This window comes from Agrobacterium sp. K11, assembly GCF_059429395.1.
In genome coordinates this window covers 264,548-288,025 of the sequence record NZ_JCAHRB010000011.1, presented here as the reverse complement: position 1 = coordinate 288,025, position 23,478 = coordinate 264,548, and the positions used below count along the sequence as shown (strand labels likewise).

Genomic DNA, 23,478 nt, shown 5'->3' with positions numbered 1-23,478 from the left:
AAATCCGCCCTTTGAATCCGGCTCCTGCCTCGGTTAAAAGACGCGCATCTTTTTTCCGCACCAGAAAGCTCTCTCCATGCGATCCACGCTGCGCCGCCTCATCCCGGATGCCGCTCCCGTCAGTAACCGGGAAAGGCTGCGCGCTGCGGCGGGCGCCTTCGTCGGCATTTCGCTGACCGGACTTCTGGGCAGCCTTGCTTTCCGCTTAGACCCTGCCCTGCCCGCCATGATCGCGCCGATGGGCGCCTCGGCGGTGCTTTTATTCGCCGTGCCATCCAGCCCCCTTGCGCAGCCCTGGTCGATCCTCTGCGGCAACATCGTGTCGGCTTTCGTGGGTGTGACGGTGGCTTTACTCGTTCCGGATATTTTCCTTGCCAGCGCGCTTGCCATAAGCCTTGCCATTGCTGCCATGATGGCGCTGCGCTGCCTGCACCCGCCAAGCGGCGCGGTGGCGCTGACGGCCGTTCTCGGCGGTCCCGCCGTGCATAGTCTCGGCTATGGCTTTATTCTCTGGCCGGTCGCCGGAAACTCGCTCATCCTTCTCATCCTCGCGCTCGTTTATAACAATGCCACCGGCCGCGCCTATCCGCACGGCCTGAGGTTTGGAAAGGCCAGCCACGGCACGGCAGACCCGACGCCGATACAGAAAATCGGCTTTTCCTCAGCCGATCTGGACGAGGTGCTGAAGGAATATGACGAGGTTCTCGATATTGATCGCGATGTGCTGGAGATGATTTTGCGCAAGACGGAATTGCGCTCCTGGCGCCGCCGCGCCCTCCACCTCGATTGCGCCAGCGTCATGTCGCGCGATGTGGTCGGCGTCGCCCCGGATGATAGCCTGCGCCACGCCCATTCACTGATGCGCAACCGCCATTTCAAGGCTCTGCCCGTGACCAACGACAGGGCCGAAATCGTCGGCATCGTCACTCAGACGGATTTTCTTGAAAAGGCTAGCTGGAGAAACGGCCGCCCTTCCATCGGTTTCCTGCAGCGCCTGCGCCTTATCCTCTCAGGCGAAAGCGCACCTAACGATACCGTCAAGGATATGATGACATCGCCTGTTAGAACCGTGCGGCCGGAAACGGCGATCGAGGAAGCAATCATCCGCTTTGCGGAGGAAGGCCTGCATTACCTGCCGGTGATCGACGCCAACGGCAAGATGGTGGGTATTCTTTCGCAGTCCGATGTCATGGTTGCGATGCTGGCGGACAAAGCCGCGGCATAGGTCGTCGCGACCTTGAAGCGGGCAACCGGTTCGACCGGCGCCCGCCCCGTCAATCTCGGTCCCGATCAGAACGGGATATCGTCGTCCATGTCACTGGAGAAGCCGCCGGAAGGCTGGCTGCCGCCACGCGAGGCACCGCCGCGGGCCGCCGGCTGCTGGTCGTAACCGCCACCGTAGTTACCGCCGCCGCTGCCATAATCTCCACCGCCGATGTCGCCACCGCTGCGGCTGCCGCCGCCACCTTCGCCGCGACCGTCGAGCATCGTCAGCGTGGAGTTGAAGCCCTGCAGTACCACTTCGGTGGAGTAACGGTCGTTACCGGTCTGGTCCTGCCACTTGCGCGTCTGCAGCTGGCCTTCAATATAGAGCTTGGCGCCCTTTTTCACATATTGTTCGACAACCTTGCACAGGCCTTCGTTGAAAACGACGACCGTGTGCCATTCTGTCTTTTCCTTGCGCTCGCCGCTGTTGCGGTCCCGCCACGTCTCCGACGTGGCGATACGCAGATTGGCAATCGGACGGCCGTCCTGCGTCCGGCGAATTTCGGGATCGGCGCCAACGTTCCCAATCAGAATTACCTTGTTTACGCTACCAGCCATCTCGTCATCCTGTCCGCCAGCCATCGTGACCGGCAATTGCATTTCAAAAAATCCCGTACACAATAACCATCGCCGCCCGCAAAGGGCACCGCAACGGGGAACAATCCACAGCGAATAATCCCGACTTTCTCAGAGAGTACATTCGCACTTGCAATTTGTTCCTTTTTTGTTCTATTAAATCACGAAATTCGAGTCAAGTGAGCCGAAAAGCCATCGATCGATAGGGAATAAACCTCGACACGTCCGGTTGCGTCACTACATAAGGACGCGCCGCCATCAGGCCTGTTAATTTTGTCCGAGCTTTATCATGAGTGAACTGAAGACGATTTCCATCCGTGGTGCCCGTGAGCATAACCTCAAGGGTATCGATCTGGATCTACCGCGCAATAAGCTGATCGTCATGACCGGGCTCTCCGGCTCGGGCAAGTCGTCGCTCGCCTTCGACACAATCTATGCTGAGGGCCAGCGCCGTTATGTCGAGAGCCTCTCGGCCTATGCGCGCCAGTTCCTCGAAATGATGCAGAAGCCGGATGTAGACCGCATCGAGGGGCTTTCTCCGGCGATTTCCATCGAGCAGAAAACCACCTCGAAGAACCCGCGCTCCACGGTCGGCACGGTCACGGAAATCTACGACTATATGCGCCTGCTGTTTGCGCGTGTCGGCGTGCCTTACTCGCCGGCGACGGGCCTGCCGATCGAGAGCCAGACGGTCAGCCAGATGGTCGACCGTATCCTTGCCTTCGAGGAAGGCACGCGCCTTTATATTCTCGCGCCGATCGTGCGCGGCCGCAAAGGCGAATATAAAAAGGAACTCGCCGAGCTGATGAAGAAGGGCTTCCAGCGCGTCAAGGTGGATGGCCAGTTCTACGAGATCGCTGACGTTCCCGTCCTCGACAAGAAGTACAAACACGATATCGATGTGGTGGTGGACCGCGCCGTCGTGCGCCCGGATATGGCAGCACGCCTTGCCGACAGTCTCGAGACCTGCCTCAAGCTTGCCGACGGGTTGGCAGTGGCCGAATTTGCCGACAAGCCCCTGCCGCCGGAAGAAACCTCGGCTGGCGGCTCCGCAAACAAATCGCTCAATGAGACCCACGAGCGTATGCTGTTTTCGGAAAAATTCGCCTGCCCGGTCTCCGGCTTCACCATCCCGGAAATCGAGCCCCGGCTTTTCTCCTTCAACAATCCCTTCGGCGCCTGCCCCACCTGTGACGGTCTCGGCTCGCAGCAGAAGGTGGACGAAAACCTGATCGTGCCCGAACCTGCACGCACCCTGCGGGATGGCGCGATCGCCCCCTGGGCCAAGTCGTCTTCCCCCTATTACAACCAGACGCTGGAGGCGCTGGGCAAGGCCTTCGGTTTCAAGCTGTCGAGCAAATGGACGGACCTTTCGAAAGAGGCGCAGCACGCCATTCTCCAGGGCACTGACGACAAGATCGAGTTCAACTATCAGGACGGTGCGCGCTCCTACAAGACGGTGAAGAATTTCGAAGGCATCGTTCCCAATCTGGAGCGTCGCTGGAAAGAGACTGACAGCGCCTGGGCGCGCGAGGAAATCGAGCGTTATATGTCGGCGGCCCCCTGCCCGGCCTGCGCCGGCTATCGCCTGAAGCCGGAAGCGCTCGCCGTCAAGATCAACAGGATGCACATCGGCGAAGTCACCCAGATGTCGATCCGTATGGCACGCGACTGGTTCGAGACGCTGCCGGAAAATCTGAACGCCAAACAGAACGAGATCGCGGTTCGCATTCTCAAGGAAATCCGCGAACGTCTGCGATTCCTCAACGATGTCGGGCTGGATTATCTCAGCCTGTCACGCAATTCCGGAACGCTTTCCGGCGGAGAAAGCCAGCGCATCCGGCTTGCTTCGCAGATCGGTTCCGGCCTCACGGGTGTGCTCTATGTTCTGGACGAGCCCTCCATCGGCCTGCACCAGCGCGACAATGCCCGCCTGCTCGATACGCTGAAACATCTGCGTGATATCGGCAATACGGTGATTGTGGTCGAACACGACGAGGATGCCATTCTGACGGCGGATTACGTTGTCGATATCGGCCCCGCCGCCGGCATTCACGGCGGTCAGGTCATCGCCGAAGGCACGCCGCAGGAGGTCATGGCCAATCCGAAATCGCTGACCGGCAAATATCTATCCGGCGAACTTGGCGTCGCCGTGCCGGCAGAACGCCGCAAGCCGAAGAAGGGCCGCGAAATCAAGGTTTTTGGCGCACGCGGCAACAACCTGAAGAATGTGACTGCGGCCGTTCCCCTTGGCGTGTTCACCGCCGTTACCGGCGTGTCGGGTGGTGGCAAATCCACCTTCCTGATCGAGACGCTCTATAAGTCGGCAGCACGCCGGGTGATGGGCGCGCGCGAAATTCCGGCCGAGCATGACCGCATCGATGGTTTCGAATTCATCGACAAGGTGATCGATATCGACCAGTCGCCAATCGGCCGCACGCCACGATCAAACCCCGCCACCTACACCGGCGCATTTACGCCTATCCGTGACTGGTTCGCCGGTCTGCCGGAGGCGAAGGCGCGAGGTTATGCACCTGGCCGTTTCTCCTTCAACGTCAAGGGTGGCCGCTGCGAAGCCTGCCAGGGCGACGGCGTCATCAAGATCGAGATGCACTTCCTGCCTGATGTCTATGTCACCTGCGACGTCTGCCACGGCAAGCGTTACAATCGCGAGACGCTGGATGTGACCTTCAAGGGCAAGTCCATTGCCGACGTGCTTGATATGACGGTGGAAGAAGGCGTTGAATTCTTCGCCGCCGTTCCGGCCGTGCGTGACAAGCTGCAAGCGCTGTTCGATGTCGGCCTTGGTTACATCAAGGTCGGCCAGCAGGCCAATACGCTCTCCGGCGGCGAGGCGCAGCGCGTCAAGCTCGCCAAGGAACTGTCAAAACGCTCCACCGGTCGCACGCTCTACATCCTCGATGAACCGACGACGGGTCTCCATTTCCACGACGTCAACAAGCTTTTGGAAATGCTGCAGGCGCTGGTGGATCAGGGCAATTCCGTCGTGGTAATCGAGCACAATCTCGAAGTCATCAAGACGGCCGACTGGATCATCGATATTGGCCCCGAAGGCGGCACGGGCGGCGGCGAAGTGGTGGCAACCGGAACGCCGGAAGACATCGTCAAGAACGAGCGCTCCTATACCGGCCATTTCCTGAAGGAACTTCTAGAACGCCGGCCAGCCGGAAAACGCGAGGCTGCGGAGTAATCCGCACCTTTCGCAGCAAGGGTACGTAAGGCCGATAGCCCGAGGAGGAACAGTATATGTCGACATCAGGCACGATCCGCACCGGTATCGGCGGCTGGACTTTCGAGCCGTGGGAAGGCACGTTTTATCCGGAAAAACTGCCGAAGAAACGCCAGCTGGAACATGCCAGCCGGCAATTGACGGCGATCGAGGTGAACGGCACCTATTATAGCAGCCAGAAACCCGAGACCTTCGCCAAATGGGCGGCGGACGTGCCTGAGGATTTCGTTTTCTCCCTGAAGGCAAGCCGCTTCGTCACCAACCGCAAGGTCCTGGCCGAGGCGGGTGAATCCATGACGAAGTTCCTGACGCAGGGACTGACAGAACTCGGCCACCATCTCGGTCCCATCCTGTGGCAATTCGCGCCGACGAAAAAATTCGACGCCGAGGATTTTGGCGCGTTTCTGGCATTGCTGCCCGAAAAACAGGACGGCATTAGCCTTCGCCACGTGGTGGAAGTGCGAAACCCGACATTTCAGGTGCCGGAATTCATCGATCTTCTCGCCAAACACAAGGTCGCGGTCGTCTGCGCCGACCATCACGATTATCCGATGCTGGCTGACGTAACTGCCGATTTCTTCTATTGCCGCCTGCAAAAGGGCGAAGACGATATCGAGACCTGTTATCCGAAGGCCGAGATCGACCATTGGGCAAAACGGGTCAAGACCTATGCGGCGGGCGGTGTTCCGGATGACCTGCCGCTGATCGCTCCCGATAGAAAAGTCGAGAAGACCCCTCGCGATGTCTTCGCTTTCTTCATCACCGGCGGCAAGGTCAATGCACCAAACGGCGCACAGGTATTGCAGAAATTGGTCTGACTGGCTCAGCCAGCCATTTCTTTCGCCGGGTTGAAATCGACTGCCGCGAACGCCGCCTCGATCACCTCGGTTCCAGCTCCCGGTCGTGTGGCGTCGCTGGAAAGGATTTGCCGGAAACGGCGCGCGCCGGGCATGCCCTGAAACAGGCCGACCATGTGGCGGGTGACGTGATTGAGGCGCCCGCCGGCGGCGATATAGTCGGCGGCGTAGGCCATCATCGCATCACGCAGCCCCATCCAGTCAGCTTGCCGGGCCTCTTCGCCATAAATGCGATGGTCGACATCGGCAAGGATGGACGTATTGTGATAGGCCGCACGGCCCAGCATCACGCCGTCCATATGCTGCAGATGGAGGCTTGCCTGATCGAGATCGGAGATACCGCCGTTGATGCCGATGAAGATGTCAGGATTTTCCCGCTTCATGCGATAGACGAGATCATAATCGAGCGGCGGCACCTCACGGTTTTCCTTCGGCGAAAGCCCTTGCAGCCAAGCCTTGCGCGCATGGATCCAGACCGCATCCGCGCCCGCCGCCACAACCCGCGAAAGAAAATCCGGCAGCACGGCTTCCGGCTCCTGATCGTCCACGCCAATGCGGCATTTGACCGTGACCGGCACCTTCGCAACGGCCTTCATCGCCGTCACGCATTGCGCGACAATCTCGGGTTCGCGCATCAGACATGCGCCGAAAGTGCCGGATTGCACCCGGTCCGAAGGACAGCCGACATTGAGGTTGATCTCGTCATAGCCATAATCGCTGGCGATCCGCACCGCCTCCGAAAGCTTTACCGGATCCGACCCACCGAGTTGCAATGCAACTGGATGTTCCTGAGTGTGATAGTTGAGCAACCTGTCGCGCTGGCCATGGATGATGGCGTCGGCAACGATCATTTCCGTATAAAGCAGCGCACGCTTCGACAATTGCCGGTGCAGAAATCTGCACCTCGTATCGGTCCAGTCGATCATCGGGGCGACTGCGAAGATTTTTTCTCCGTTATGGTATTGATTTTTCATGATATTCCAGAACTTCACCATTTTGCCGGCTAGGTGCTCGGCGGCATTTTGGGCCACTCTTTATCACACGTAACCCTTTGACTCCACTCAAAGCATACGGGCCGTAATTTCCTAGCTGCACCAAGAACTGCACCACGACAGCGGCGATCTGTGCTTGCAAATGCACCGTCACGTTATGCTATCATCCGTGGAAAGGTTACGCTGACCGGTGTAAGCGCCCGTCCACCTCGTAAGAGGCCCGCACCATAGAGTGGGATAACCAAGAGACTCCGGATTTAACTTCTCACGCCGCCGCCGCATTTTCGTGCATCTTCTTTAGAAGCTCGCTGACGTTTCCTGCGTGACAGGAGATGGTGCCTGCTACGCGATGCTCACGTCCACTCTCTTCTTCATCCTCATAACACGCCTCGAACATCTGAAAGGCGTCGGACCACGGTGCGATGTCGATCTCTTTGATTGCCTCATAGGCATCGACTGCAACGTTGAAGATGGCAGGCTCGATGTCAACGATCTGGGCGTACCACCGGAATGCTCCCACCACGTCTCCGGGGATGCGCTTATACTTTTTCGCATGCGCCGCCTCAGCGGCGGCTCCCCGCTCAATAAGTGAACGGTCAACAAGGCAGACACGGCTCAACTCAACGACGACCGGTTGCACGAAATCGGTGACGACACTGATCTTGCTCAGCAGTTCAGCCTCATGATGGAAAAGATTCCGTAGCGCCTTCAGCCCGATGAAGTTCGGAGAGTCGTGCAGACCGCCTTTTCTGTGACGCTTGAGTTTGTCGCTAAAGCTATGCAGCGAGTTCAGGAAGTGGAACAGCGTGTCCTCGTTCGGCGCTTGGCAGTGCCGGCCGTAGTCACGAAACAAGCGATCCGTAGCTGCCTGTAGGTCTTTCATTCACAATCCCTGATTGGAGCGTATGGCAAGAATCTATTCACGGCTAAATCTTCCAATCAACAGCCTGAAGCCGCCTTTGCCCGACATAGTGAGGGCGGTTTGTTAGGTTCATCACCAGCGCAACCGCTGCGGTAGTGAACTGGCCGCGAGTGTTGACCTTCACGTCCGCGTAGGGCTTCATCGCCATCTGAAGCTGCGCGCACAGACCGACAACCTTTTCTGTCGCAAACGACACTTTGATCTGGTGTGCGAACTCGTTACGCACCTTTCGGATCAGTTCATACTCCCGATACTCGGCTTCCGAAATCAGCCCGAGCCCGAAGGCTGCCGCGATCCGGGCAGAGAACGATCCGAGTGGCGCGTTGAACCCGCTGAGTAGCGCTTGGCTGCCCTTGTTCGGGATGAGGAACGCTTCGATGACTTTGCCGAGCTGATCGTCGAGCATTGCCGCCGCAGCGAGAGCTGCACCACGCTCGGTTTCCTTGTTGAAGTCGTCCAGAAAATCGGAGAAGCCGATCAGGTGCGGGTGGGTTTCAGAGAACGTTCTGCGATTATCTGCCACTCAACAACATCCTTTCCTTCGATCCACCATCGGTAGCATTTGCACCAGCCGCTTTGCGTTGGCTGCACCAGAACTGCACCATCGCAATTACAAAAATAAATAATCCAGCAATTTCAACGTCTTATTTCTCACCCGTCCAGTCGATCATCGGGGCCACGGCAAAGATGCGAGACCCTGATGTCACCGCTTTTTTATAGAAATTCAACTATTTACGCTCGCTTACTAGGGTAAAATTCTGTGATAGTTTTTCATTGAGCAGCACCAATGTTCATGATTGTCGGTCACTATCACGGCGAGAAGATAATAGACGTCTCGATTGATTATACCGCGCAGATCCTTTGAAAAAAAGGCGAGCGTGTAGTTTTTAACAAGGCGAAGAAATTCGACCACAACCCTAACGCTGAAGAATACACGGTTTCTCTAGAGCGAAATCGATGAGGCTGGTGGGCTTGAACGGTTGAATTCGGATCGCTTATCGCTATCCGATGCGAGCGACCGCTAGGTCAAAAATTGTGGGCGATGCTGCCGCTCGTGACGAGCCTCAGCTCGTTCTGGGAACAATTCCCAAGGTCGCGCATTAGTGGTCGTAGACGGCACTAAACACGTACCAATACGCCAAGCAGCGCGGGCGTCGTCCAATTCTTAATGCAGATTACTTTTCGGGCTCATAGAGTCGGACCGAAGTTCGGTTCCGAAATGAGAAATTATATAATCGCCTGACCAGTATTCTCTGATCGACGTAATATTAATTTTTGTGGGGCGCGGATGAGTTTTGGTTCGAAATTTTTGAAAAGTTTGTTTCAAAGTTCTCGTGAGGCGGAGCTTGAAAAATCATGGCCGACTGATTTTTACTCAACTGTTCCACATCGCTATTCCGTAAATCTTCACAGGTACAAAAAGATAGAGGATCAGCTCGATCCCAAAGCATTGTCGAGCGGCTTTACTCACAATGAAGAGCATCATAAACGTGACATGAACCGCTTCTTCACGTTTTGCCTCATATATGATCAAATTAAAAAAGAAAATATATCGGGTGATATCGCTGAAATTGGAGTATATAAGGGAAACACATCTTATATATTGGCGAATTTCGCAAGGGCGCTGGGGCGTACGGCGTATCTGTTTGATACCTTCGAAGGCTTCGATCCGAAAGATATCCAGGGCATCGATTCATCGATCCCCTTGCAGTTTTCCGATACCAGTCTTGAAAAGGTGCGGGAATTTGTAGGCGAGGACAATGTCGTCTACGTAAAAGGGTATTTTCCAGAGTCGGCTACGCAAATTCCGGACAACCTAACGTTTTCCGTCGTTCATCTTGATTGCGACCTTTACAATCCGATGATGAGTGCGCTGAACTATTTCTACCCAAGAATGGTCGAAGGTGGGTTTATCGTTGTCCATGATTATTCGAGCTTGCACTGGGATGGCGCCGAGAACGCAGCTGACGAGTTCTTTTCAGACAAGCCTGAATGCTTGATACCATTAGCGGACAGCGGCGGCAGTGCGATAGTGCGAAAGGCACGGGCATCTTCCGATAAATTCAACAATTGGCGAATAAAGCGACTTCATGATTTGTCGGTAGGAGCCTGGGTTCCCCCCCGAGTTTTAAAAACTTATTTGAAAGACGGATGGGCGGAAGTTGAAGACTGGGGCGTCTGGGGCCTGGGCGAACGCCATACGATGTCCTTGATAATTCCATTCGTACCGGAAACGGCCATTAGACTAATATTTGATGTCGATGCTCTATTACTTGGCAGACAGATAGAGCAGACTGTTGCCGTTCTGGTCGATGGTACCAATGTTGCCGAGTGGAAATTTACATCCAAAAATAAACGTGGCGATCGGGAATTGATCATTCCTTTACACTTGCTGCGAAGGGACCAGAATGATGAATCTCCCCCGACAATTTTCTTCGAATTTAGACCCGAGTTTTTTACATCTCCACATTCCCTGAAGCCATCAAGTGAGGATACGCGTCCACTTGGACTTGCGATTCACAAATTGAAGATAGAGGTTGAGTAGAGAAACTGGCCATTGCCCCATTTCGAGAAGGTCTCGGGTCTTTTTTGCCGCTGGCTTTTCTGACGGGGTACGCTACCGGCAAGCAATGATCAACGATTGAGTTTTCCGAGCGATCGTCTTGCAAACTCGCACATATATCAGGGCGGAGAACTCGGCCTCTGAACGATCGTCTGGTCGCTGGCGGTACCCACCTGCTCCTGCCGCAAAAGAAGATTAAGTTCGGTCGGCCAGCCGGGAATTCGTCTAACAAGGAGGTCGGGCGCGAATATGTGATTGTCTTTGTGTTTCGGCTACCAGGTGGTGACGGGAAGGGAACTAAGCCCGCAACTGCGCGTTGTCTAAATGGTAATCAACAAACCGGAGGAATCCCATGAAAACACTTGCGGACATTTTCGAGCACACATTGCAGGACGTCTACTACGCGGAGAACGCTATAACGAAAGCGTTGCCCAAAGTCGCGAAGGCAGCCAAAAGTGCCGAACTAAAGAAGGCCGCCGAGGATCACCTTGCAGAGACCAGGGATCAGATCAAGAAGCTTGACCAGGTCTTTAAATCCATTGGCAAGAAAGCCTCCGGGGAAAAGTGCGACGCCATTGAGGGCTTGATCAAGGAGGCCGAAGGTCTCATGGAGGAGGCAGAAGGAACTGCGCTCGACGCTGGCCTCTTGGCGGCCTGCCAGGCAGTCGAGCACTACGAGATCGCCCGCTATGGTTCGCTCCGCGAATGGGCGAAGGATCTCGGCCACGATGAAGCCCACAAAATTCTAAGCGAAATCCTCGATCAGGAGAAAGCAACGAACAACAAGCTGACTAACCTTGCGGTGACGGCCATCAATAAGACGTCCGCCGCCAAGAAAGCTGCGTAACTCGCGTTTGCGAAGGTCTCCCCAATTTGGGAGACCTTACTTTTTTGAACACTTAAAACGCGAGCCCTACCCCTCCTTCAAGTCTCATCTTGAGCCCACCTTACTGCAGCCTCGACGCGAGCCTACATTTCACACCTCGTAACCGCCGAATCGAGAGACCTGTAAGAGCCGCTATTTTCACTGAGCAAATTCGATCATCGTGGGCCAAGGCAAAGATTTTTTCGCCGTTTGCAAGCGCTTGTCTGTACCGGAACTACCTCTTTACGGCTGCGGTCATTTTGAACTGGAAATCACCCAGGAATCGCGGGACAAGACTTGCAGTTCTAAAAAAGACGACAGGAAATCCCATGGCCGCCACCGTCATTCCAGTTCCAGAACCCGTTCTTCTGCCTGTAGAGGGCACAAACGAGATGTTCCCCGTGCGGCGGGTCTATTGTGTCGGCCGCAATTATGCCGATCACGCCATCGAGATGGGCCACGATCCTTCAAGGGAACCGCCGTTTTATTTCCAGAAAAATCCGGACAACCTTCTGCCTGCGGGTCAGGATTTCCCCTACCCTTCGCTGTCGTCGAACGTGCATTACGAAGTCGAATGCGTCGTGGTGTTGAAAAGCGGCGGTGCGGATATTCCGGCAAGCGATGCGCTGGGCCACGTCTGGGGTTACGCGGTTGGCATCGATATGACACGCCGCGACCTTCAGGATGGTTTGAAGAAGATGGGACGCTCGTGGGAGGGCGCAAAAGCGTTCGAATATTCCGCGCCGGTCTCCGCCATCGTTCCCGCAGACAAGATCGGCCATCCGTCGACCGGTGCGATCTGGCTCGATGTCAATGGTGAGCGCAAGCAGACAGGCGATCTTGCGCAGATGATCTGGAAAGTGCCGGAAGTGATTGCCGAGCTTTCCAAGCTGTTCACGCTTGCCGCTGGCGATGTCATCATGACCGGCACGCCCGCGGGCGTCGGCCCTATCGTGCGCGGCGATCGGATCGAGTGTGGTGTAGACGGTGTCGGCACCCTGTCCGTTACGGTCGCCTGATCGCTATCGGCGCATAATCCAAAGGGAGAGAACCGCCATGCCGCTTTATCGCCTCGCAGATCGGGTGCCGCAGACCCCCGCCACGGATCGCTACTGGGTCGCACCCGATGCGAATGTCATTGGCTCGGTGATACTTGCCGAGGATGTCGGCATCTGGTTCGGCGCGACGCTGCGCGGCGATAATGATCCAATCAGCATCGGTCGCGGCACCAATATTCAGGACGGCGTGATGGTGCACAGCGATCTCGGTTTTGCCGCCACGATCGGCGAAATGTGCACTATCGGCCACCACGCCATCATCCACGGCTGCACCATCGGCGACAATTCGCTCGTCGGCATGGGCGCAACGATCCTGAACGGCGCAAAGATCGGCCGCAACTGCCTGGTCGGCGCCAATGCGCTGGTGACGGAGGGCAAGGAGTTTCCCGACAATTCCCTGATCGTCGGATCGCCGGCGCGTGCCGTCCGAACGCTGGATGACGAGGCCGTCGCCAGCATCCGCCGCTCGGCGGAAAATTACATCGAAAACTGGAAGCGTTTTTCGAAGGATCTGGAAGTCATCGAAGAATGACGGATGGCGGGCAAGAACGCCCGCTGTCGCCAAACGGTGTTACCCCGCGCAGGCGGCACACAGACCACGAATTTCGATAGTGGTCTTTTCCGCCTTGAACTTGCTGTCCTTGACCCAGCGCTCGAGGCGATGGTCGATCTCGTGATCGTGGAACTCGTTCACCTGGCCGCAGGATTCGCAAATGGCAAAGGCGACGGTGCCATGATGATGCGAGCAGCATTCGGCTTGCGTATGGGTGCAGGCAACAAAGGCGTTGAGACTTTCAAGCCGGTGCACGAGACCATATTCCACCAGCTTTTCCAACGCCCGGTAGACCTGCAGCGGCGCGCGAAAACCATCATCGCGCAGCTTGTCGAGGATCACATAGGCGCTGAGAGGCGCATGCGCATTCGACAAGGCATTCATGACCAGCGACTGGTTTTTGGTAAGGTTCTGCGCATTCATGACTTGCCTCCTTCATCTGCGGAGCGGGAAAAACCCGGTGCCGGCAACAGGCTTATAACGAACAGGATCACGGCGGCAACCACGATGGACGGTCCCGATGGCGTGTCGTAACTCAGCGATCCGAACAGGCCGCCAACGACGGCAACCGCTCCGATCAGAGATGCGACCACAGCCATCACCTCAGGCGTGGAAGAAAAACGTCTGGCTGTCGCCGCCGGTATGATGAGCAGCGATGTGATCAACATGATGCCGACCACCTTCATGGCGATGGCGATCACCAGCGCCATCAACAGCGTGAAGATGAGCTTGGCGCGTTCCGGGCTCAACCCCTCGGCCTCGGCCAACTCGGTATTGACTGTGGAGGCCAGCAGAGATCGCCACAGGAACACCATGGAAACCAGCACCACCAGCCCGCCGCCCCAGATCAGCGCGATATCGCTGCGGGTAACGGCCAGAATATCCCCGAACAGGAAGGAGACGAGATCGATGCGCACCCAGCTCATGAAGGCAACGATGACGAGACCGATCGCCAGCGCCGAATGAGAGAGTATGCCGAGGAGTGCATCGGCGGAAAGCGCCTGCCGCCGTTGCAGAAAAATCAGCAGGATCGAAACCGCCGAGGCTACAAGAAAGACGCTGACGATGAGGTTGATCTGCAACAGCAGCGACAGCGCAACGCCAAGCAGTGCCGAATGGGCCATCGTATCGCCGAAATAGGCCATGCGCCGCCACACAACGAAGCACCCAAGGGGACCGGCGGTGAGCGCAACACCGATGCCGGCGATCATGGCGCGAACGAAGAAATCGTCAAACATGCCGCTCTCCCTGCTGGTGGCTTGAAGTGGCGTGTCCGTCATGCTCGTGGCCGCAGCCGCAGTCCCCGTGGTCATAATTATGGTCGTGATGCTGCTCATGCGCATGATGATGGCCATCATCGGGGTGGCAATGTTCGGTCACCGAACCATCCGCGTGCTGCACCCGGCCATCGGGCAGATGGGTGTGGTCGTGATGGTGGCTGTAAACGGCAAGCGCCTTGGCGGCCGACCCACCGAAAAGTCGCATATATTCCGGGCTCTGGCTCACCGCCTGCGGCGTTCCCCGGCAGCAGACATGACCGTTCAGGCATATCACGGTATCGGTTTCCGCCATGACCACATGCAGGTCATGCGAGATTAACAGAATTCCGCAATTGTTTGAATTCCTGATATTTTTTATCAAATCATAAAGCGCGATCTCCCCGGAGAAATCAACGCCCTGCACGGGCTCATCGAGAACCAGCAGATCGGGCTTGCGCGCAATGGCGCGGGCAAGAAGCGCCCGCTGGAACTCTCCGCCAGAAAGATGCTGCACCTCCGCGTTTGCCAGATGCGCGATACCGGTGGCGTTCAGCGCGGCGTCGATTTCGCGCGCGGGAAGCGGCCCGGTCAGCGTCATCAACCGGCGCACAGACAGCGGCATGGTCCAGTCGACCGAAAGTTTCTGCGGCACATACCCGACCCTCAGACCGGCAATGCGCGATACCGCGCCCTCGCTCGGCTTCAAGACACCGATCGCCATTTTCGCGCTGGTTGATTTGCCCGAACCGTTCGGCCCGATCAACGTGACGATCTCACCCTTGCTGACGGAAAACTCCACGCCGCGCACGAGCCAGCGACCGTTGCGCTGCACGCCGGCATTGGAAAGTGACACCAGTATCTCTTTGCCCTCATGGGCGGAATGAAGCATGGGATTGTCCGATCGGCGATGTTGCTTACCGCTATCGCATACGTTATAGAGTTACGCAATAAATGTAATAACATAACTATACTTCTTCAAGTGGAGTGCATTTCATGAGATCGTTCGTGATCCCGCTCATGGCATCGGTAGCAATAGCGGCGGCCGCCTCCGGCGCCACCGCCGCCCCAAACGTCGTGGTCTCGATCAAGCCTGTCCATTCCCTCGTCGCGGCAATCATGCGTGGCGTGGGCGAACCGCAACTCATTGTCGACGGCGCCGCCTCACCGCATACCTATAATCTGCGGCCTTCCAATGCCCGCACGCTGGAAAAGGCCGATCTGGTCTTCTGGGTCGGGCCTGGACTGGAGGCATTTCTGCAGAAGCCGCTGGAGGCGTTGACCAGCAAGGCAACAGTGGTCGAACTGGAAGACGCCAAGGGGCTGGAAAAGCTTCCCTTCCGCGAAGGCGGCCCTTTCGAGGCGCATGACGATGGCGAAGAGGCCCATGGAGAACATGCCGGCCATTCGGACAGCGAAGACGCTCATGATCATGATCATGCGCACGATGACGGCGACCATGAACACGGCGCGTACGACACTCATCTGTGGCTCGATCCGGCCAACGCCAAGGCCATGGCCCAGACGATAGAAACCGCGCTGATTGCCGCCGATGCCGGCAACGCGGAAACCTATCAGGCCAATACGAAAAAACTGATCGACGATCTCGATGCGCTCGACAGCGAAATTGCGGAAACGGTCAAGCCTGTGAAGGACAAACCCTTCATCGTCTTCCACGATGCCTATCAATATTTCGAGCATCGCTACGGCGTAAAAACGGCGGGATCGATCACCGTCAGCCCCGAAACCCTGCCCGGTGCCGATCGCGTCAGGGAGATGCAGGAAAAGGTTCGCCAACTTGGCGCGACCTGCGTTTTTGCCGAACCGCAATTCGAGCCGAAACTGATCTCCGTCATAACCGAAGGCACGGCGGCAAAGTCTGCAACGCTCGATCCCGAAGCGGCCACGCTTGAACCGGGTCCTGATCTCTACTTCAAGATGATGCGCGGCATCGCCGGCTCGCTGAACGATTGCCTGTCCTGATCCGGACAGGCGTTCCTTCTATCAAGGCTTCGGCGCCATTGAGGACCAGACCGGGCGGCTGACGCTTTGCAGCGTTTCTGGCGGCGCACCGTTGATGCGTGCCAGCAGAGCCTTGGCAAGCTCCCTGCCCGCAAGCTTGATGTCCTCGTTGACTGTGTGGATTTGCGGCTGGATCCAGTTCAGGAATTCGGCGGATTGTTTCGACACGATATCGATATCCTTGCCGATCCTGACACCGGCTGCCTCAAACCCCGCCACAAGCGCAATCGTGCTGCTGCCGCTGATGGAGACAATGCCGTCAGGGCGATCGTCTGATTGCATCAGGCGCTTGCCGAAATCGCGGATCTTGTCGAGCGGCGTCTCGATGGTGATGGCATCCAACGGGAATTCGGAAACGCCGAAATCCCTGATACCGCGGGTGAACCCCTTGCGGGCGTGGTCGTGGAACGCAAACCGCGATGGCGGCACGATGATGGCGATCCTCTTTCGCCCACATTGCGCCAGCCGCTCCACGGCCTCATAGGCATAAGCCTCGTTATCGAAATCGTGATAGGCGTGCTCAATGCCCATGTCGGACCGCCCATGGGTAACGAAGGGCATTTTGCGCTCCGTCATGAAACGGACGCGCGGATCGTTCGGCTCGATTTTGGAGATGATCACCCCGTCCGCCGAACCGGTTTCGAGAATGTAGCGGATCGGCACCATGGAATCCTTGGCGTGGGTGTGAGGGGTAACGACGAGGTGATATTGCGTCGTCGCAAGAACCTCGGTGATGCCGAATACCATCTGGCTGGTGAAGCCCATCAATTCCTCGTCGACGCTCAGCACCAGCGCGATCACATTGGTCTTGCCGGTGCGAAGGCGCACACCAGCTCGGTTCGGCTGGTAACCGATCTGCTGGGCAATCAGCCGCACGCGCTCCTTGGTTTCCGCGCCGATGTCAGGCGCATCCTTCAGCGCGCGTGACACGGTGGTGATGCCAAGACCCGTCATGTAGGCGATGGTCTTCAAGGTCGGGCGCTCGCCCGTTGTCGCCTTCGCTTCGTCCCTGCCGGAATTACCAGTATCGTTCATGTTATTTCGCCACGCTTTGCAGAACAATAATCATAGATAGCTTTTTGTTTCTTGCAAAGGCAAACGTCGCCGGTCGCCGTCGCACCCGATCCGGTCTTCGGGCCTTTGGCTATAACGATGTAGGTCGTGAAAAATATCGAACAGACTTATCCCGGATTACCGACCTTACGCGCTCTCGAAACTTCCGCTCGAGAGAGAAACAATGCCAATAAACTAGATTAAATAGTATCAATAATTAATTGATATTAATAAATAAAAGTCAATAGATATCAAGGCATCCGTGCCCGTGGTTTTCCAATAGTACCAACGGGCATTTTTCGCGCATGAAGTTTCACTCCGAAGGCATGACGGAACGATTGTTTTACGGTAACGTTGCCGGAGGGAGGAGATTGCCGAGCTGAGCGAGCTGGATAACGGCTGGCTGGCGGGCATGCATCTTCCCCAGATTCCGACACAAGCCTGCGTCATAATGGCCAGCTTATCTTATTTGAATTCGTCCATGCAGGGTCCCATCATGATTTCTTCCTCCACGCGCGAAACCGTCATCGATCTGGCCGGGCTCTGGCGCCTGACCTCGGTGGAAGGAGACTACACGACCGACCTTACCGTGCCGGGAGACGTTCACAGCGCACTCAAAAACGCGGGCATCATTCCAGACCCCTATCACGGTGCCAATGAAAATGCGGTGCAATGGGTCGCGCATCGGGACTGGATCATAGAGCGGACCTTCATCCTCGATGACGCCGATGCCAGCTGGTATCTCGATATCGATTATCTCGATACCGTCGCGATCGTCTTCGTCAACGATGTCCCGGTCTTGAGTTCGGACAATTGCTTCCGACGTTACCGTCCCGATGTGTCTCGCGCCGTGCGGCCCGGTGAAAACACCATTCGTATCCATTTCCACTCCAACATCGCAGCGGGGGCGGAACGGCAGGCGCGACAACCTTTTTACATTCCCTATCATGAGGGCAACTCGCCGATTGCCAACGGCAACATGTTGCGCAAGCCACAGTGCCATTTCGGCTGGGACTGGAATATCGCGATTGCTCCGCTCGGCCTTTACGGCAAAATCCTGCTGAAGCGCCTCGATACGGCACGGGTCGAACACGTCGTCACCTCACAACATCATGTCGAGGGCGGCGTCGAGCTGCATGTGGCAATCACGCTGTTTGCCGAAGGTCCGGCGAGCCTTCCGCTCTATCTTTCCCTCAACGATGAAAGGCTGCGGCTTGATTGCGGCGTGGGTGCGGGTGAGACGGTGGTGCGCCACGTCTTCTTCGTGGAAGATCCCGCGCTCTGGTGGCCGGCGGGCAGCGGCGAACAGACGCTCTACACGCTGACGGTGGAGTTACCGGATGAAACCGTCACTCGCAGGATCGGCTTCAGGACCATTGAACTTCTGACGGACAAGGATGAGGCCGGTAGCCGATTTGCCTTCCGCATCAACGGTCGGGAAATCTTCTGCCGTGGCGCGAACTGGATTCCATCCGATGCGCTTTATTCGCTGACCAGCCGCGAAAAAACCGAAGACCTTCTATGTTCGGCCGTCGAGGCCAATATGAACATGATCCGCGTCTGGGGCGGCGGATTTTACGAGGAAGACTGGTTCTACGATCTCTGTGACCGTCTCGGTCTTCTGGTCTGGCAGGATTTCATGTTCGCCTGCAATCTTTACCCCTGCAGCGAAGACTTTCTCGACAATGTCGAACACGAGGTCGACTATCAGGTAAAACGCCTGTCCTCCCATCCGTCCATCGCGCTCTGGTGCGGCGACAACGAATTGGTGGGTGCCCTCACCTGGTTCGAGGAGCCCCGCAACAACCGCGACCGTTATCTCGTGGCTTACGACCGCCTCAACCGCACCATCGAAAAGGCGCTGAAAAAAGCCGCCCCCGAAGCACTCTGGTGGCCCTCCAGCCCGGCTTCAGGCTACCTCGATTATGGTGATGCCTGGCATGCGGATGGTTCCGGCGACATGCATTACTGGTCCGTCTGGCACGAAAACAAATCGTTCGACAATTACCGCTCGGTCAAGCCACGCTTCTGCTCCGAATTCGGTTTTCAGTCCTACACCTCCATGCCTGTCATCCGCACCTATGCGGAAGAGAAAGACATGAACATCGCCTCCCCGGTGATCGAACTGCACCAGAAGAATGTCGGCGGCAATGAGCGCATCGCTGGCACCATGTTCCGCTATTTCCGCTTTCCGAAGGATTTCGAAAATTTCGTGTATCTGAGCCAGGTGCAGCAGGCGCTGGCCATCCGAACCGCGGTCGACTACTGGCGCTCGCTGAAACCCCATTGCATGGGAACGCTCTACTGGCAGCTCAACGACACCTGGCCGGTTGCCTCATGGTCGAGCCTGGACTACGGCGGCGGCTGGAAGGCGCTGCACTATGCTGCCCGCCGGTTCTTCCAACCGGTCTCGGTTTCCGCCATTCCCTCGGAAGACGGGCGCCGGTTAAGTTTCTCCATGGTCAACGACACGGCGGAAGATGTCGAGATCGACATGAATATTGTCGCCCTCACCATGGAGGGTAACCGCGTGCCGCTGAAATCTGCCAACGGCACGTGCGGTACGGACAAGGCGGCGACGCTGACCGAAATCGACATGGACAGCCTGCCTGATGGTTCCATTCTTGCCTGGAACTTCATAGCATCCAACGGCATGACAGGCGAAGGCCATCATGTGCGCGACACCTACAAGTCTCTGGAGCTACAGCCCTCTGGACTGACGTTCTCCACCGGCACATTGAAAAACGGCCAGCTCGAAATCGATGTCACCGCAGCAGGTCTTGCCCTCTTCGTCATGCTGGAGGCCGATCAGCCCGGGCGTTATTCCGACAATCTGTTCGATCTCGCAGCGGGCGAAACACGCCGGATCATCTTCACCCCGAAGGCGGGCAGCGGGCAGCCGCAGTTCCGTATCTTCGATCTTTATACCTGCCAATCCTCGCATTGAAACCACGCGGCGAAAGGCTTAACCATCCTTAGCGGAACGGCAGGCAACGTTGCGCCTGCCCTCATCTTTCAAAGGTTTGCCGGCTTCTCCGGCAACCATTCATCAGCAAGTGGAGGAAGACCCATGGTTTGGCAACCGGCCGAAAACCGATATACATCCATGAAATACAATCATTGCGGAAAGACTGGCATGAAGCTGCCGGCGATCTCGCTCGGGCTGTGGCACAATTTCGGCAACGACACACCGCACCAGACCAAACAGGCCATTTGCCGCCGCGCCTTTGACCTCGGCATTACCCATTTCGATCTGGCCAATAATTACGGCCCACCACCCGGCAGCGCCGAAACTGCCTTCGGCGAAATCCTGAAGACGGATTTTAGAGGCTACCGCGATGAAATGGTCATCTCGTCCAAGGCGGGCTACAACATGTGGCCCGGTCCTTACGGCGAATGGGGCAGCCGCAAATATCTGATATCGTCCTGCGACCAGAGCCTGAAGCGCATGGGGCTGGACTACGTTGATATCTTCTACTCCCACCGTTTCGATCCCAACACGCCGCTTGAGGAAACCTGCGGCGCACTGGACCAGATCGTGCGCTCGGGCAAGGCGCTCTATGTCGGCATCTCGTCATACAACTCGAAACGCACCCGTGAGGCCGCCGCGATCCTGAAAGATCTCGGCACGCCCTGCATCATCCACCAGCCGAGCTACTCCATGATCAATCGCTGGATCGAGGAAGACGGTCTGGTCGATACGCTGGAAGATCTTGGCATTGGCTCCATCGTCTTTTCGCCGCTGGCGCAGGGCATGCTGACGACGAAATATCTGGGTGGCGTGCCTGATGGCAGCCGTGCATCGCAGAGCAAGTCACTCAACCCCGCCTTCCTCAACGAGCGCAATGTCGAAAACATCCGCGCGCTCAATCGCATTGCCGAGCGGCGTGGCCAAACACTCGCGCAGATGGCAATCGCCTGGGTGCTGCGCGGTGGTCGCATCACGTCGGCGCTCATCGGTGCGAGCCGTGTCGAACAGGTCGAGGATTGCGTTAAGGCACTCGACAATGCCGACTTCTCCACAGAGGAGCTTGCGGAAATCGACGGTTACGCGAAAGACGCGGATATCAACCTCTGGGCAAAATCCGCTGAACGCGTCTAATACTTGAAACAGGCTGCCCGGTTTACAACGGGCAGCCTGATCGACGCAAAAACTGGACTGAAATCTCCAACAGAAAGATTAACGTCCCCGTCTAACCATTAACAACCATTACATAAATGTAATTTTAAGTTCAGTTTCCGTTCATTCGTTTATTCGTAAGTTCTCCTTATCGAAACACGAGAGGAAACATTCATGAAAAAGTTCGTCACCATTCTTCTGGCCGCAACTGTTCTTGCTGCTCCAATGGCCCAGGCACAAAGCCGCCACGACGATCGTCATCGCGGTGTAACCGTCGAGCGTCATACGACAACCAAAAAAGTTATCGTCAAGAAGCACCGTTGGGATCGCGGTCAGCGTCTCTCGCCGGCAGAGCGTCGTCATTTCGTCGACCGCCGCGACTATCGCCGTTACCGCCTGGCAGAGCCGCGTCGCGACCAGCGCTGGGTACGCGTCGACAACCAGTTCCTGCTCATCAACGCCGTCACCGGCCTGATCGTCGGCCTTTCTGCGGCACGCTAAGTAAATCGACGGATGATATGAAAAAGGCCCGCTTGCACGGGCCTTTTGTCGTTTATCGTTATAGCCGATCAGAAAATGTCGGCGCCGCTGCCCCACGGGCCATGCGGCTTGTCGACACCGTCGGTGCGTTCGAAGCCATGCGCGCCGAAGAAGTCGCGCTGCGCCTGAATAAGGTTCGCGCTGCCGCGGGCGCGACGATAGGCGTCGAAGTAACCAAGCGCGGAAGCGAGCGCCGAAACCGGCAGACCGGAGAGAACCGCGTAGGAAACGACACGGCGCAGGGCGGCGTCGGTGTCCTTGACGATGCCGGAGAAGGCAGGCGTCACGATGAGGTTGGCCACATGCGGATCCTTGGTGAAGGCCGAGGTGATCTCATCGAGGAATTCCGAGCGGATGATGCAGCCGGCGCGCCAGATGCGGGCGATCGTCGGCATCGGCAGGTTCCAGTTGAACTCCTTCGATGCGGCCGACATGACGGCAAAGCCCTGTGCGTAAGCACCGACCTTGGCGGCCAGAAGCGCGCTTTCCAGATCGGCGATAAAGGCCTTTTTGTCAGCCGGTGCAGCTGCAACGGTCGGCAGGCCGAAGATCTTCTCGGCAGCTTCGCGCTCGTCCTTCTGCGACGACAGGATACGGGCAGCCACGGCGGCCTCGATGGCAGTTGCGGCGACGCCCATGTTCTGCGCCTCGATAACCGACCACTTGCCTGTACCCTTCTGGCCGGCCTTGTCGAGGATCAGATCGACCATCGGCTTGCCGGTGATCGGATCGGCAGCGCGCAGAACCTTCTCGGTGATTTCGATCAGGTAGGAGTTGAGACGGCCCTTGTTCCATTCACCGAATACATCGGCGATTTCAGACGCACTCATCTTCAGGCCGTCACGCAGGATGCCGTAGATTTCGGCGATCATCTGCATGTCGGCATATTCGATGCCGTTATGGATCGTCTTGACGAAATGACCGGCACCGTCGTTGCCGAGCCATGCCACGCACGGATCGTCATTATACTTGGCGGAAATGGAGGTCAGAACCTTCTCGACGCGCTTCCAGCTATCTTCGGTACCGCCGACCATGATCGACGGTCCGTGACGCGCACCTTCTTCACCGCCGGAAACGCCCATACCGATAAAGGTCAGACCGCTATCCTTCAGATTGTCGAAACGGCGGATCGTATCGCGGAAATTCGCATTGCCGGCGTCGATCATGATGTCGCCGTTCGAGAGATGCGGCTTCAGGATTTCCATCTGCTGGTCAACCGGATCGCCGGCCTTGATCATGATGATGATCGGGCGCGGAGGACGAATGGCGGCGACGAATTCCTCGATGGTTTCGCAAGGGATCAACTGCCCCTGCAAGTCCCCAGCCTCGGCGTAGAATTTTTTCGTCGCTTCAGGGGTTCGGTTGAATACGGCAATCTTGTTGCCCTTTTCCGCGATGTTCAACGCCAGGTTCGAGCCCATGACGCCGAGACCGATCAAACCGATTTCTGCCTGTTCCACGGATGTGCCTCCATCTTGCTTTTAGGTGGTCGTGTTGTGGCACTGTAATGAACAAACGGCAAGGCTAGGGGCGACTGAAACGATTAAATTTTGATGACGCAAATCAGCTTTGCATATTTGCGACA

At 56.9% G+C, this 23,478-nt stretch carries 20 protein-coding genes; 11 read left to right on the top strand and 9 right to left on the bottom strand.

Annotated elements, in window-relative coordinates; all coding sequences use genetic code 11:
* The first annotated feature begins 76 nt into the window (after window positions 1-76).
* Complete coding sequence (locus AC5SEO_RS21230) at window positions 77-1,225, top strand: HPP family protein (RefSeq protein ID WP_174068356.1); 1,149 nt, start codon at window positions 77-79, stop codon at window positions 1,223-1,225.
* A gap of 65 nt (window positions 1,226-1,290) precedes the next feature.
* Here the strand turns inward: AC5SEO_RS21230 and AC5SEO_RS21225 are convergent, their stop codons facing one another.
* Window positions 1,291-1,866, bottom strand: a complete 576-nt coding sequence (locus AC5SEO_RS21225) for a single-stranded DNA-binding protein (protein ID WP_003515262.1) — start codon at window positions 1,864-1,866, stop codon at window positions 1,291-1,293.
* Window positions 1,867-2,131: 265 nt separating this feature from the next.
* Between AC5SEO_RS21225 and uvrA the strand changes: the two genes are divergently transcribed.
* Window positions 2,132-5,053 carry an excinuclease ABC subunit UvrA gene (uvrA, locus tag AC5SEO_RS21220; RefSeq protein WP_003515263.1) on the top strand — a complete coding sequence of 974 codons (2,922 nt, stop codon included), beginning with the start codon at window positions 2,132-2,134 and terminating at the stop codon, window positions 5,051-5,053.
* Window positions 5,054-5,109: 56 nt separating this feature from the next.
* Window positions 5,110-5,910 carry a DUF72 domain-containing protein gene (locus tag AC5SEO_RS21215; protein ID WP_174068357.1) on the top strand — a complete coding sequence of 267 codons (801 nt, stop codon included), beginning with the start codon at window positions 5,110-5,112 and terminating at the stop codon, window positions 5,908-5,910.
* A 5-nt stretch (window positions 5,911-5,915) separates the two neighbouring features.
* On the opposite strand, the gene dusA is transcribed toward AC5SEO_RS21215, so the two are convergent.
* The 3 genes from dusA to AC5SEO_RS21200 all read right to left on the bottom strand — a co-directional run bounded on the left by dusA (window position 5,916) and on the right by AC5SEO_RS21200 (window position 8,386).
* Window positions 5,916-6,923 (bottom strand): tRNA dihydrouridine(20/20a) synthase DusA, encoded by a 1,008-nt coding sequence (gene dusA, locus AC5SEO_RS21210; protein ID WP_035252171.1) that lies wholly within the window; start codon window positions 6,921-6,923, stop codon window positions 5,916-5,918.
* Between the two features lie 283 nt (window positions 6,924-7,206).
* A complete protein-coding gene (locus AC5SEO_RS21205; RefSeq protein WP_495364013.1) occupies window positions 7,207-7,824 on the bottom strand; it encodes a hypothetical protein in 618 nt (205 codons plus the stop codon).
* A gap of 43 nt (window positions 7,825-7,867) precedes the next feature.
* Complete coding sequence (locus AC5SEO_RS21200; protein ID WP_174068358.1) at window positions 7,868-8,386, bottom strand: MltR family transcriptional regulator; 519 nt, start codon at window positions 8,384-8,386, stop codon at window positions 7,868-7,870.
* A 765-nt stretch (window positions 8,387-9,151) separates the two neighbouring features.
* Between AC5SEO_RS21200 and AC5SEO_RS21195 the strand changes: the two genes are divergently transcribed.
* The 4 genes from AC5SEO_RS21195 to AC5SEO_RS21180 all read left to right on the top strand — a co-directional run bounded on the left by AC5SEO_RS21195 (window position 9,152) and on the right by AC5SEO_RS21180 (window position 12,881).
* Complete coding sequence (locus AC5SEO_RS21195; RefSeq protein WP_236771213.1) at window positions 9,152-10,408, top strand: TylF/MycF/NovP-related O-methyltransferase; 1,257 nt, start codon at window positions 9,152-9,154, stop codon at window positions 10,406-10,408.
* A gap of 370 nt (window positions 10,409-10,778) precedes the next feature.
* Window positions 10,779-11,273: a YciE/YciF ferroxidase family protein gene (locus AC5SEO_RS21190; protein WP_003515270.1), complete on the top strand. Its 495-nt coding sequence runs from the start codon at window positions 10,779-10,781 to the stop codon at window positions 11,271-11,273.
* 347 nt (window positions 11,274-11,620) lie between these two features.
* On the top strand, window positions 11,621-12,310 hold the full coding sequence (locus AC5SEO_RS21185) for a fumarylacetoacetate hydrolase family protein (protein ID WP_112674356.1): 690 nt from the start codon (window positions 11,621-11,623) through the stop codon (window positions 12,308-12,310).
* Window positions 12,311-12,347: 37 nt separating this feature from the next.
* Window positions 12,348-12,881: a gamma carbonic anhydrase family protein gene (locus tag AC5SEO_RS21180; protein WP_013636159.1), complete on the top strand. Its 534-nt coding sequence runs from the start codon at window positions 12,348-12,350 to the stop codon at window positions 12,879-12,881.
* Window positions 12,882-12,920: 39 nt separating this feature from the next.
* On the opposite strand, the gene zur is transcribed toward AC5SEO_RS21180, so the two are convergent.
* The 3 genes from zur to znuC are packed head-to-tail and all read right to left on the bottom strand — an operon-like array spanning window position 12,921 to window position 15,050.
* The gene (gene zur, locus AC5SEO_RS21175; RefSeq protein ID WP_025593459.1) at window positions 12,921-13,325 is read right to left on the bottom strand and encodes a zinc uptake transcriptional repressor Zur; all 405 of its coding nucleotides are present in this window, start codon (window positions 13,323-13,325) and stop codon (window positions 12,921-12,923) included.
* Window positions 13,322-14,140: a zinc ABC transporter permease subunit ZnuB gene (gene znuB, locus AC5SEO_RS21170; protein ID WP_174068359.1), complete on the bottom strand. Its 819-nt coding sequence runs from the start codon at window positions 14,138-14,140 to the stop codon at window positions 13,322-13,324. Before znuB ends, zur begins: the two co-directional genes overlap by 4 nt.
* A complete protein-coding gene (znuC, locus tag AC5SEO_RS21165; RefSeq protein ID WP_174068360.1) occupies window positions 14,133-15,050 on the bottom strand; it encodes a zinc ABC transporter ATP-binding protein ZnuC in 918 nt (305 codons plus the stop codon). Before znuC ends, znuB begins: the two co-directional genes overlap by 8 nt.
* A 104-nt stretch (window positions 15,051-15,154) precedes the next feature.
* Here znuC and znuA point away from each other — a divergent pair, with 104 nt between their 5' ends.
* Complete coding sequence (znuA, locus tag AC5SEO_RS21160; RefSeq protein ID WP_495364012.1) at window positions 15,155-16,141, top strand: zinc ABC transporter substrate-binding protein ZnuA; 987 nt, start codon at window positions 15,155-15,157, stop codon at window positions 16,139-16,141.
* Window positions 16,142-16,162: 21 nt separating this feature from the next.
* Here znuA and AC5SEO_RS21155 read toward each other — a convergent pair whose 3' ends face one another.
* Window positions 16,163-17,215, bottom strand: a complete 1,053-nt coding sequence (locus AC5SEO_RS21155) for a LacI family transcriptional regulator (protein ID WP_013636164.1) — start codon at window positions 17,213-17,215, stop codon at window positions 16,163-16,165.
* A gap of 499 nt (window positions 17,216-17,714) precedes the next feature.
* On the opposite strand from AC5SEO_RS21155, the gene AC5SEO_RS21150 reads away from it, so the two are divergent.
* The 3 genes from AC5SEO_RS21150 (at window position 17,715) to AC5SEO_RS21140 (ending at window position 21,854) form a co-directional block, all read left to right on the top strand.
* Complete coding sequence (locus AC5SEO_RS21150; protein WP_174068361.1) at window positions 17,715-20,180, top strand: beta-mannosidase; 2,466 nt, start codon at window positions 17,715-17,717, stop codon at window positions 20,178-20,180.
* Window positions 20,181-20,303: 123 nt separating this feature from the next.
* Complete coding sequence (mgrA, locus tag AC5SEO_RS21145; RefSeq protein WP_003515285.1) at window positions 20,304-21,335, top strand: L-glyceraldehyde 3-phosphate reductase; 1,032 nt, start codon at window positions 20,304-20,306, stop codon at window positions 21,333-21,335.
* A gap of 192 nt (window positions 21,336-21,527) precedes the next feature.
* On the top strand, window positions 21,528-21,854 hold the full coding sequence (locus tag AC5SEO_RS21140; RefSeq protein WP_003515287.1) for an RcnB family protein: 327 nt from the start codon (window positions 21,528-21,530) through the stop codon (window positions 21,852-21,854).
* A 68-nt stretch (window positions 21,855-21,922) separates the two neighbouring features.
* On the opposite strand, the gene gnd is transcribed toward AC5SEO_RS21140, so the two are convergent.
* Window positions 21,923-23,353 carry an NADP-dependent phosphogluconate dehydrogenase gene (gene gnd / locus AC5SEO_RS21135; RefSeq protein ID WP_003515289.1) on the bottom strand — a complete coding sequence of 477 codons (1,431 nt, stop codon included), beginning with the start codon at window positions 23,351-23,353 and terminating at the stop codon, window positions 21,923-21,925.
* Between the last annotated feature and the right edge of the window lie 125 nt (window positions 23,354-23,478).